Origin of the sequence: Acinetobacter sp. AS5, assembly GCF_048957595.1 — a bacterium.
In the GTDB taxonomy this organism is placed as follows: domain Bacteria; phylum Pseudomonadota; class Gammaproteobacteria; order Pseudomonadales; family Moraxellaceae; genus Acinetobacter.
Map to the genome: position 1 here is coordinate 69,497 of NZ_JARDAL010000016.1, position 12,661 is coordinate 82,157.

Here is a 12,661-nt window from a genome sequence, read left to right on the forward strand (position 1 = left end):
AATAGCGTGGATGCATTAGATATAGTTAAAGCGATATTAAACATATACGGTCCACTACTAAGCTTTATACGCATTTGCTTTGTTGTAACGGGGTTGGTGATTACTGGCACGGCGCTTTTTGACTTAGTGCAAGCATCATCACCTCAACAAAAGTTCTTTGGTCATGGAATGAAAGAGCCTACCACTGGTGGGGCATTGTTGAAGATTCTTATCGGTGGTGCTTTTGCATCACTTGGATATGACGGATATATCATTGGTGCACTAGGTTCTTCATTGTTTGGTGGTAATGGCATAGAACTTGTAACGGTACAAAGTTACTTGCCTAATGCTGGTGCTAATGATTTAGGTGCATATATCGTTACGGCGGTTGTAGGTTTTACGCAACTGGTAGGGATTATAGCGGTAGCTCGTGGCTTATATGGTTTTGTAGAGAAAATTGATGCTCAAGGCAATGCGACATACCGCAAAGCATGGGTTTTAATTATAACAGGTGTATTATGCGTATACGTTCAGGACGTACACGATGTCTTTGTTAATACCTTTGGAACACAAATAGGAGGAACCTTTTTTACAATATTTTAAACAATCTTCTTAAAATAGGGTGAGAGTTTCTTAAAAACCTTGTATAAGATATTGAAGATATTTAACGAGAAGTTTAAAATTAAGCAACTTAAAGCAATAGGGTTTTAAGAATGTTTAATTACAGTGCGGAGATTAGCTCCCGTATATTAAATAAAAGGAAAATGACAATGGTATCATTAGTAAAACACTCAGTTCGCACTGTAAAAGCGACTGCATTCCGCGCAAAAGTAATGTTTTTAGCTTTTGTTTCTGCATTAATGGGTCAAGTTGCATATGCAAACACTGGCACATGGAACCCAGGTGGTACAGCTTACGGAAAACACGCTGCTGGTTCTGATGCGAATGAAATCTTAGGCCGTGGTGAAACATTAGGTCAAAACGTTTATAAATTCTTAATCGTAGTGTTCATGGTGCTTGGTTTAGGCTTAGTTGGTACTGGTTTGTATATGATGTATACATCAGAAGAAGATCAACAAAAGAAAAAGAAAACTGCTTGGATCTGTATTGGTGTGGGTGGTGCGTTATCAATCGTAGGCTTCATCATGTTCTCTGCTGCGAACACTATTACTGGTAAAGCGTAATACAATAATAAATAAGTTTAAAAGCGTGGCTTAGGCTGCGCTTTTTTTATTTTAAAAATAGTATATACATGTTTTAATTAGACCTTACTTAATAGTATTAAGGGGTTTAAGTGAAACATATAAACCGTAAGTTTGGTATTTTAAGACCTATTAACGGCGTAAACGACAAGCAAGAGATACGTCAAGATAAAACTATCCATGATGGTTTTAAAACCAATGAGACAATAAAGCAAATAATGTCTTCACAACCAGCTAAATGCTATTTTTGTGATTTCTATGACGAATACTTTTTAGAGCCACATCACTTAGACGGCGATCATAGCAACCATACGGCTGAGAACATTGTAGCGGTCTGTACGCTATGCCATGCACAAAACCACATCTTTGCACTATCACTGGAAAAGAAAGCTGAAATATGCGTATTGAGTACGAACATACCTCAAGAGATCTTTAATCAATATCAACGTGCATTACTGGTGTTATCGCATAAGTCTGACAACCAAGATCCTGAGCTTGCTAAGTTCGCACGGCGACATCGCCAAAGCTTGCTTGTAGAGCCGTTAAAGCGCCATCAACGCCCTAATCCTACAAAGATGTCTGAAGCAGAATACGCACGTAATATGTTTGAGGATATACAGGCGTTTAATGCGATTAAGACACGAGCCCAAAGCATTGATACCCAACTGTACTTCACGGACATTAAGTTCAACACAATGGCTGAATATGAAGAAGCCAAGCAAGAAGATATGTTGGTAGCGAACGTTGATTACGTAGACCAGCTCCGCAAGTACAAAGAGTGGTATTTGAATGCCATCAAAGAGAACAAAAACTTTTCTTTGTATCAACTCGCAAAAGCTTTGGAAAAGGTATCAGACGAAGCATACGAGAGCTTTAATCTGCCAAACCACTACATAGTATTTTCCCCGAATATCTTTACTGACGAGCAGTATGAGTACTACCAAACACTAGATGTATTTAAGGGTTTGGGTGATAAGTGAGCTCACAAAAATGACAGAATGCTTAGCAGATACCGAATACATAGATATGAGCTTAGAAGAGGTTATATCGGGCATAGTGTTACAGCCATTTAAGCCTGACATAGTGAATGATATAGCGGTATTGGATAGCGTATTTGAGACGGACATATTGAATGATGAATACTCATTTATTGGTCCATACATCTACAAATATTGGGAACTTGGGATAGATGCACTACCAAAGGAAACGCACGATCAGCTATCGATATTTCGCTTATGCGTTATAGGTACTGAGGCTTTCAACTTCCTGAACGATTTGTATATACCAACGACACGGGACACTGGCCATACATCTAACACGCTATTGCTACTCCATGTTGTACATATAGCGATAGGGAATCAGACAACAACTGGTGAAGACACAACGGGGCATTTTCAAGATCCACTGATTAAAGCGCTACTGTTGATGAATATCCCCGTTAACAGCGATTGTTTGCTGTTGGATGACACTTTGGTACACCTAAACAAAATAACGGCGCTGAGTGGCTTAGACGTTGAAATACAGGTTAAGCAAAGTGTGAGTGTGAAGCATAAGAAATTACTGAGCACCAACTTTGGATTTGACAATCCATTATCAATTATAAGCGTTTTGGAACAAAAGAAACTGTCTGAAGAACTGACACGCTACTTTCCGATGATACACCTACCAACGTCCGTAGAAGATGCGACAAACCAGATAGATACGGGCAACTTAAAAATGAGTTCGCTGCAATCTTTTTGTATATACCAAAACTTAAAGCTATCGGTGTCTAAAGTTTTCCACGAACAGGGCTTATACCAGAACAAAGAGATCTACATAGAGCTTGATAAGGTTCACTTCCAACTTAAAAATACAGGTTCCTTAAACTTCAAGGTGGGTACTTTAGGGGAAAGCCAAGAGGTTTTAGAAACGGCGTTTTGGCAACTGCTTAATAAGGGTTTAGTGTTTGACCTAAATAGTTTTAAGAAGTATGTCGAATTAAAAGAGGACGAAACCGTTAAAACTGATGTATTTACTAATTCAAAAAATGATAATATCCCTTTTAACAGTACCTTCTATGAGCTTTTATTAAGGTTGGTTTTAGATACAAGCTTAAAACCCTCTGTTAAAAGTCTTGAGGTCGCAATTCAAAAAAAGGATTTCGACAGTGCGATTAACGTTTTAAGAGAATTACCGTTTTTTAGTGCTTAATGCTTAAAGACATGTCTAATCAAAGATAGACGTAGAAAGGTGAATTAATAAAGGTGTTTAAATGAGTAAGAAGAAAGCTGAGAAGTCTGGTTATAATAAGACTGGTTACTCCAAGATTGAAATTATATTGATGTTATTCCTACAAAGCATGAAAGCTGACGTAGAGGATTATTGCGATTTAGAAACAGTATCGGACGAACATACGTTTGTCACAAAAACTGGTGCAATGATTACGATCATCGAATATAAGGGGATTAAGAGTTTAATTAGTGGTGATGCATTCAGCCGTCAAATTGGTTTGATGACGAGCAACATGCGTAACTACTTCAAAGACCGTGGACATACGATTCATCTAGCGTTCAAAGTAGACCATGAGACGCCATACGCCATTCATGACTTGAACGCCATGCAAAAGGCGACCACGGCGCGTTGTGCGATGAATCTAGACATCATCATTGATGAAATGACAGAAACCATTTCAGGCGGTGTATTTAACGAAAGCTGTTATATCGCTTTAATCTCTGAGCCAACCTTACTATCGCCAATCGATAAAGCTCAAGACTCAAAAAACCGTAAAAAGCTACTGTCGCAAATTACAATGCCAAGTACGGTCAATGCTCAAGACATGCTTAAATCATCGGACAGCTTATACGTACACCATGAGTCTTTTGTCTCACAATTCTTAAACTCACTCTCAACTGAAGAATTTCCAGCAATCTATGAAGTATTGAATGTTATTGAAGCTGGTCTAACGATTAAAAAACAAATTGCCTCACATTCAACTTCAGATGACTTCACCTTGTCTGTGCCGATGTTGAATACACGCTTACCGATGCGTTGGAAAGAAATACCATCAGAACATGATGCGTCACACGTTTTGTATCAACCGATCTCAGAACAACTCATGACGAATGCGATCTTACCTGGTACAAGTCAAGGTTCATTCTATCCAGTGGGAAGTGTTATCACTGACGGCGTTGTATATGCGCCATTGATGGTAGATATATATCCAGCTAAGACGAATACGTTTGAAACGCTATTCCGCTTACTACACCAGGCCAAAACGCACGACACTAACGGTAACATCCGTTCTATCCCATATGCGGTGAGTTACTGTATTACTGGTGATGGTATGGCTGGAACCATGATGAAACGCACGTTATCAAGCGTTATTCACTTTATGACGGCACAAAACAAAGCCATTCGTAATGCTGGTAACATTTTGATGGCCACTAAAAATGACCTAGATCAAGTAGACACTGTTGCTGGTCTGCAAATGACCATGATGACATGGGCACCGAATACCGAAGATGGTGTAAACATTCTTGTAGGACGGCGCCAAAAGCTTTGGAAGAGTTTTGAAGCGTGGGGCGGTGCAAAAGTCATGGAACAGGCTGGCGATCCTATTTTGACTTGGGCATCACATATACCGGGCTTGATGGTACGTAATCACGCACCTATTTCACCAGCACCGTTGTTTGATGTGTTCTACATGTTACCGCTGACACGTATTAACTCACCATTCCATAAAGGGCATCAGCTCAACAAAACCTTAGACGGTAAACTGATTATTCTTGATTCGTTCTCAAATGAAGTGACTGTATGGACGACTATTAACATTGGTAAACCGGGTACGGGTAAATCGGTCACAATGAACAAAGGCATGCTTGAGGACATCATGATGCCTGGTAACGAACGTATCCCGTTGACCTATATTGTCGATGTGGGTGAGTCAAGCCGTGGGTTAGTAGAAACAGTGCAAGATTCATTGCCTGAAGAGCTACGTCACTATGCCATCTATAAGCGTATTAAAAACTCAAAAGAAGAAGCGATTAATCCGCTTGAATTCAGTATGGGCTTACGCTACCCGTTGAACTACGAAATGCGTCAAATGACAGCGTTTTTAAGTTCATTGGTAACACCGCCTGAATTGAAAGGGCAACCAGCCAAAAACACTTCTGACGTTATTGGTGCGGTCCTACGCCGTACATTCTATTTTGCTGATGATACGAATGCTGATCATAAAGCACGTAAGTACATGCGCTTTGCAGATCCAGAACTAGATCGCATCATGGAAAAACACGGACTGATTGAGCCACATTCTGAACAAGGTAAGGATATTTCTTATTACGCTCTACGTGATCTTTTCCATTCAATGAATGAGATCCGTGGACGCACGTTGGCTCACCGTTACGCAATGCCGACTATTGGCGATATGATTGAAACACTTTCTGATTCATCAATTTTAGATGTTTGGAGTGATGTTCATATTGATAATGAACGAGCACTGGACTTTTTGGCGCATCAGATTATGGCTGCACAAAATACCTATCCAGCATTCTTCTATCACACCAACTTTGACATTGGTAACGCTCGTGTAGCTTCTATCGACTTAAACGAAGTTGCGACATCATCAGATCCTAAAACTACATCGCTATTCTTCCAGATTGTACGGATGTTCATTAAACGTAAGTTCGCCGTGAGCCGTGACGATATTCCAAAATTCCCACAAGCTTATCGTGAATATGCAACCCAACTGATTAATGAGCTTCTTGAAGACCGCAAAATTATGTCTTATGACGAATTGCACGTTGCGAAAGGCGATCCAATCCTATTAGAAGAATTGGCTGAAGACGCACGTACATTGCGTAAATGGGGTGCTCGTCTTAACTTGGCATCTCACAAAGTAGAAGACTTTAAAGACTTGGTGGGCTTTGCTACGGCGTATGTGATTGTCGATCCTGGTACACGCGAATCTCGTGAAGCTATTCGTGACAGCATCGGTCTAACTCAACTAGAAATGGATGCGCTTGGTTCAGGTAACGTAGGTTTCTCAGATCAAGGCTTAACGTACTTCAGTAAAATTAAACTCGAAAAAATGGAATGTTCGGGCTTATATACCGTTTCACTTGGTCCAATCCTTTTATGGTCACTCAGTACACATCCCGATGAACGTGCGCTCCGTAACTACACGTATGACCTTATCGGTGAACGTGGTAAGGCGTTGAAGGTCCTTGCACAATTCTATCCAAAAGGTGCGAAGAACCAGATTAAGACACGGCGTACCATGATTGAGAAAAATGCCAAAAATAAAGGCACGGACTTTGACGAAAACAAAGCAACTGCTTCAGTGATTTCTACCATGGCACAAGAGATGGTTGTTGAATATCAACGCTATGAACTTGAGCAAAACATGAAGAAAAAATTACTGAACCAACGTAAGTCTGAAGCTGTTTCTTCTTAACTCCAATCAGCTATATAGATTTGCGTTAATTGGTATATACATTGAAGTGCTTGGATATGGGTAAGGTCGTTAAACAACGACTTTGCCTATTATCCTGAAGATAAAAGAGTAGGTCGCAAAGTATGGCTTCTACACAAAAATACGGCACACAAACAAAGTTCAGACCTAGTTCGCTTAAGCGTGATACACGATCAGGCTTAGAGAAAATCCATTTAAAACTTACAGCGCCAGACGGCGCTAATTATTTGGTTGGCGTTCTTGGTGCTATTGCAGTTATTTTGTTTGTTGTTCCGTTTGGCGGTGAGATATTTATAGGGATCGCGTATTACCTATTAAAACGCTACACACATCCGAATGATTACTTTTTTGAGTGGCCATTCCGTGCGCCGTTGCATTCAAACTCACTGGATGCGTCAACTGACATTACATCACGCGTAAAAGATGACGTACTGGACAATCCAAAAGCCTTTTTGGAATACGCACGTACCAATCGCGATAAGCTACAAGGTGAGGGTGTGACTTACCTTGGTCGTTGCCGTGAAACTGGTCTACCTGTTTATGCATCCAACTCCGATGACCGTACACATCAAATTGTGTTAGGTACTACGGGTTCGGGTAAAACAGAATACATGCTAGGTAACTGTGCCAACCAGTACGTACAAAACTCAGGTTATATCTTTGTAGACGCAAAAGGTGATACCAAGGCTCAACAAGACCACTATCGTTTATGTAACCGCTTTGGGCGTAATGAGGATCTATTAACGATCAACTTCATTACCTCAGGTCGTAACATGCTACGTGCACAAACCGACAAGATGACCAACTCAATGAACCAAATGAGCAACACCAGCTCAGGGATGTTGATTGAATTCTTGATCAACTTGCTTGATGACTCAGGCGGTGGCGGTGGTGACATGTGGAAAGGTCGTGCGATGGCCTTTATCGCTGCACTTACACGAGTTTTGGTCTATCTACGTGACAATGGCTTCATTCAGCTTTCACCAAAAGTATTCACGCAATACATGGAACTTGAAGCACTTGAAGAATTGGTATTTTGTCATAACGATAAATACGGGATTGACTTTGAACGTGTGGCTGAACAGCTTCAAGGCTACCTCGTTTCATTACCTGGTTATTCAAGCAACCCTAAAAAGTTAAAGAAACAAGAAACCAAAACCCGTGAGCAACACGGTTATATCACCATGCAGTTAACCAAGGCGATTAACGACTTGACGTTTAACTATGGTCACATCTTTGGTGTAGAGCATGGCGGTGATATTGATATTTTTGACGTTGTACTTAACCGCCGTATCTTAACTGTGCCATTACCAGCTCTTGAGCGTTCACCAGACTCACTCAAAATGCTCGGAAAATTAATCATTGGCTCAATTAAACAAATGATGGCTGGCTCCCTTGGTAACAAAATGGAAGGTTTACGCCGTGCCATTATTGACGCACGACCAACCAACGCCACTACTTCATTTAAGCTATTTTTGGACGAATGGGGCTACATCGTTATTGTCGGTGCTTCGGTTTTACCAGCTCAGGCACGTTCGCTTAACTTCTCTATTACGTTCGGTGCTCAAACATTTGAAGATATTGAACGTGGATCTAAAGAGGAAGCAGCTGCTACATGGGGTAACACGACCGTTAAAGCCATTGGACGTACTACTTCGGGTGCTGAAAGTACAACATACAAATTGGTTGATGGTTTTGCTGGTGAAGAGTGGCAAGGTAAAGTTAACTCAATCAATATGTATCAAGGTCTAGTATTCAACCGTTCGGTACCACAAACAGAAGTCCAGTTCGCCAAAGAAAAACGTGTGACAATTGAACAAATTGCCGGACAGCACAACGGCGAATTTACTTTGCTCATATCAACTAAAGGGGAAGGTGGTAAAACTTCAGACGTTAAAATCGTATCAATGTTGGCGTTCTATGTGGCTGGTGATCAACCCAAGTACTTACGCTTAAATGACCTTTGCCCAATCTTCAATATCCAAAAATCTGAAATCTACGATCCTACTTTAAAAATTGAAGACTTCATTCATGAGATTGAGGAAAAACACACGCTACTGACAGACAACAATTCATCTGCCAATGTCACGGCGCTTGGTGATTTTGAGATCTGCAGAAAGCTCAATAACACCTTGTACGAAAACAACAACACGGTAAAAGACTTTACTCAAGATTTTGTACATCAGATTCTTGAAGCAAGACGTCTTGAATCCATCACACCTGAAGGGATGGCACCTGGTCAAAGAACAGTAATGTCTTCGTCCACGGCGAAAGGTGAAATCTCCAAAGAACAAAAACACCGTGAAAGTATTGTTTCAGCACAAAAAGAAGCAAGTGATAAAGACCAGACTATTGAGAACCGAAAACAGTTGCAGTACTTCGGTAGGGGTTCTGATATTTCACCTCAAGTAGAAGCTGGTGCTTACAACAATGCGGATCTTGATGCTGAATTTAATATCTATGGTGAACGTATAAGCGAACCTGAACAGGCTCAACAGGAAAGTGATGCTGAAACTGTGACTCGCGCCGTTATCACACCAATGAACCTAGACAGCTACTATGATGAATTGAAAGAGATCCTAACAGGATATGACTTAACCGTTGCGCCAATTACTGAATATCAGCTTGTTCAGATACCACGCCATGTAAAACCTGAAGATCAGACACAATACATTGCGGAAAACAAAGCCAGTCTTGATCAAGCCATCTCACATAGCACTCAAAATGAAATGGAATTCGTAGAACAACAGTATGCAGCTAAGTTTGAAAAAGCTTTGATGAAAAACCCGTTCTCGCACGAATGCGTTACTTTTGAAAAATTGTTGGTGATACTTGGTTCAAAAGGTTCTTCAGCTTCATTACGATCAGGCATTACAATCAAAAAAAAGGATGACTAAACGCATCCATGTAGAAGACATAAGGCTGGTTATCCAGCCTTTAGTTTTTTTGGGTGAGCTGTTTGTACTTAATACGCCTTAATTCATCACTCGGCATGTATTGGGCTATTTCATATTCGCTCTTATACGGCGTTTCATTGAATATGGCCAATAACAACAACTGCGACAGCGGAATGGCTTCAGGCACCATCATTTCGATTAAGCGAAACTTTTCAGACGCATTCACATCAAATGCAACCAATAGCGCCGTATATGGAATGTGGCGATCTGCAAGTGATAAATCGGGGTAAATAGGTTGGTCCTAGTGCTAACGTTTGAAAGTCATACATATTCAAGCAAGAGATAGCTTTAGGTACATTGGATAGGTTCACGGCGTAAGATTCAATGTTTGAACACATATTGGCATCCAGTTTGGTTTTAACCCTAGTTTAGATGCATTTTAATATAATAACTTAGTTTTAACGTGCGTATTCTTAAACATAACTAAACCACTTCTTAAAACCTTGTTTTGTTTTAGGCTTAATCAGTATATACCATTTCATAAAAAGTTTAATGAACTGTGTTTTACCCTTTACAATCCTTAATACATCAATTAAATTGCCCTTAAATCACATCCAATATACAGGATATAGGCAATGACTAAAGAACAGCTAGACAACTTACAAACACTTGGAATGACTGACTATAAAACACGTTTACACGTTAAAGGTGTGCGAATTGTTGAAGTGCAACAGTACTCAAAGTCTGTCGATAACAACGCCGTACAACCACTTGCAACTAATACCACTCAACCGCAATTCTTAAATTAATTTTCCAAAAAAATACTTATAAGCACTTTCTGTATTAATATATCTTTATTAGTTTTAATAAAGCATTAATCAATGGAGTGCTTAAAATGTTAGACACTTTACTTTCGGTATTTTCACCAAAACATAAGCTTTATAAGAATCTCAAGCTAAAACCCTTTATTGATACCCGTTTAGTCAATTCTGACAGCATCGCCACGACCGATGTTTTCCCTTTTCATCAAATCAAAGATTCTCTTTGTATGACTGGTATATCTCCTACTAATTTTGTACCAGGCAAAAACATTGTTTTGAATCCACATGCCAAAGATAACGATTCCATCAGCTACCTTGGTCAAGATACGCAAAATCATAAGCCGTTCTACATCTCTCCCTTTGCTGAAGAATTGGCTGAAGTATTTAACCCGATTTTTTCAGAAACCATTCATCTTGAAACACCATGCTTACTTGACCTATCTGAAATTGGGGGCTTCTCAAATTCCAAGTCGGATTTAAGCCAGTACCGTAGCATTGATGATTTTGTAAAAAACGCATGCCCTGATTACATTAGTGATGTGAGTATGGAAAATTTAGAACGAATGTTGTTATGGCCAGAAATCCGTTTATTGAACTCTCCAGATACAACCACTGATCATTTTTTTATCTATGGCTGGAGTCCTAAGATTTTTGTTCAAAATGCTGGTGGATCACATCACATGGCTGCTGCACATTACTTGGCTAAGAAACTGAGCCAATGTGTGCCGATTCAAGGCAAAGTAAGTTTGAATCTAATCTCAAGTAAAGCACTTCAAAACTTTGATTCAAAATACGCTGCGTTCGCCGTTCCAGATGATGCATTGATTGATATGGGGAATGATTTATCAGAATCAGGGCTTGAATATCAGCTGGTGTTTTTCCGTGAACGTGAAGTTAATTTTATCTTCTTCAAAAAGAATGATCAGAATGCCCGTGTTATTTCGCTATTCAACAATCTGTATGCTTCATTGAATGGTGCATTAAAGTCAGCGGTTCAAGCGCAATTCAAAAATGAAGCACTACTCACCATCATGAGTGCTAACCTCTCTGATACATCAGAAGATCAATTCTTTAGCACACGACCTCACTTGGCTGAGATCTACAATCACGTTCAAAACGAAATTTGTTTGAGTGGTCCTAAACCGACTAGCCCGACAATCTAAGGGGTAGGGAATATGGATCACCAATCATCAACTACACCACATGCACTCATTCTCGGTCTGACACTTGAACAGGCCATTTCTGTTTTAGCAAAGAAACCCGTTGATGCTACCCACTACAACTATCTTGAAGATGACGAGTACAACACCTACGTCATGATGAAACCTGAGTGGACTAGCCTCAACAAACACGCCTACCTACATGTAGATGGCTTAACCCATGAGCGTAAATGGATGTTTATGCCGAATGCTTTAGGTGAGTACAACTTGATAGAGGGCTGTATTGACCTGTTTGAACTTAACCAGGCCATCGAACAGCAATATCTTGTGTTTGAACAATTCCTGAATAGCCACGGCACACCGTTCCGCAAAGTTGGTGAGAAGTTTTCTTTTGTCACACAACTGCTCTTTGATGCATGGGTGATAGATCCAGAACGTGCGATTCAAAAACTTCATGAGATGAAGGAAACAAAAATCTCATTACAAGTGCCTTTGCTTCATGGGGATAGTCAGCATGATTGATACGCAAAATACTTATGCAGTAGGTGATTACATTGTTCAGCGAAACATGAACAAATTGCTCTAGATCAACCGAATCACCACTCGCCATTTGTACGTGGACCTAATCAATCCGCACGGTTCCACTTTTTACGGATGCATCGCATATGCCAAGCGTACCATCCGTTTAGCCACTTCAACTGAAATTGAATTACGGACGGTGAATAACAATGAACATGAATGAAAACATTGCTTCAGAAATTGAAGCTCGTAGCGCTTTTGAAAATAAATACGGCGTGGTCGGTAGTCTGTTGGCCAGTGGCAATTATTCTTCTTGGGTGCATCAGGCGAAATGGGAAGCTTTTCGTGATGGTTGGATGCAAAGTGAAGTAGAAACAAAAAAATCTATCTATCAAATGCAAACACCAGCCATCAGCGATGACCAATTGGAAGTGGAAAAATTACTGCAGTTGCTCGATGACTTTTGGAATAAGAAATGGGGCGATTGGAAATCATCTGCAGATATGGTGGCGCAAGGTGAGGCAAATGCCTATGAACATGCGAGAGGATTGCTTGAAACGGCGATAAAACAAGATGAAGCCACATGCCAGTGGTTACGCAATCAATTGGCAACGATTCAAACTGAATTGGA

The 12,661-nt window shown here is 40.2% G+C and carries 11 protein-coding genes; 10 read left to right on the plus strand and 1 reads right to left on the minus strand.

The window, feature by feature from the left end:
- The first annotated feature begins 6 nt into the window (after positions 1–6).
- From PV763_RS06825 to PV763_RS06850, 6 genes are all read left to right on the plus strand, one after another.
- Positions 7–582, plus strand: a complete 576-nt coding sequence (locus PV763_RS06825; protein WP_024160795.1) for a hypothetical protein — start codon at positions 7–9, stop codon at positions 580–582.
- A gap of 167 nt (positions 583–749) precedes the next feature.
- Entirely contained in the window at positions 750–1,163 is a 414-nt protein-coding gene (locus tag PV763_RS06830) for a hypothetical protein (RefSeq protein WP_024160796.1), read from the plus strand.
- 110 nt (positions 1,164–1,273) lie between these two features.
- Entirely contained in the window at positions 1,274–2,161 is an 888-nt protein-coding gene (locus PV763_RS06835) for an HNH endonuclease (RefSeq protein ID WP_420937536.1), read from the plus strand.
- Between the two features lie 10 nt (positions 2,162–2,171).
- The gene (locus PV763_RS06840) at positions 2,172–3,371 is read left to right on the plus strand and encodes a hypothetical protein (RefSeq protein ID WP_005028615.1); all 1,200 of its coding nucleotides are present in this window, start codon (positions 2,172–2,174) and stop codon (positions 3,369–3,371) included.
- Between the two features lie 61 nt (positions 3,372–3,432).
- Positions 3,433–6,615 (plus strand): hypothetical protein, encoded by a 3,183-nt coding sequence (locus PV763_RS06845; RefSeq protein WP_005028612.1) that lies wholly within the window; start codon positions 3,433–3,435, stop codon positions 6,613–6,615.
- A 122-nt stretch (positions 6,616–6,737) separates the two neighbouring features.
- Positions 6,738–9,530, plus strand: coding sequence for a type IV secretion protein DotL (locus PV763_RS06850; protein WP_420937537.1), 2,793 nt, complete (start codon positions 6,738–6,740; stop codon positions 9,528–9,530).
- Positions 9,531–9,570: 40 nt separating this feature from the next.
- Here PV763_RS06850 and PV763_RS06855 read toward each other — a convergent pair whose 3' ends face one another.
- A complete protein-coding gene (locus PV763_RS06855; RefSeq protein WP_058952567.1) occupies positions 9,571–9,756 on the minus strand; it encodes a hypothetical protein in 186 nt (61 codons plus the stop codon).
- Positions 9,757–10,165: 409 nt separating this feature from the next.
- On the opposite strand from PV763_RS06855, the gene PV763_RS06860 reads away from it, so the two are divergent.
- From PV763_RS06860 to PV763_RS06875, 4 genes are all read left to right on the plus strand, one after another.
- Positions 10,166–10,339, plus strand: a complete 174-nt coding sequence (locus tag PV763_RS06860; RefSeq protein WP_162904006.1) for a hypothetical protein — start codon at positions 10,166–10,168, stop codon at positions 10,337–10,339.
- Positions 10,340–10,425: 86 nt separating this feature from the next.
- Entirely contained in the window at positions 10,426–11,514 is a 1,089-nt protein-coding gene (locus PV763_RS06865) for a DUF6685 family protein (protein WP_043041526.1), read from the plus strand.
- Positions 11,515–11,526: 12 nt separating this feature from the next.
- On the plus strand, positions 11,527–12,033 hold the full coding sequence (locus PV763_RS06870; protein ID WP_033917403.1) for a hypothetical protein: 507 nt from the start codon (positions 11,527–11,529) through the stop codon (positions 12,031–12,033).
- Between the two features lie 206 nt (positions 12,034–12,239).
- On the plus strand, positions 12,240–12,661 hold a 422-nt coding region (locus PV763_RS06875; protein ID WP_420937538.1), incomplete at its 3' end, for a hypothetical protein.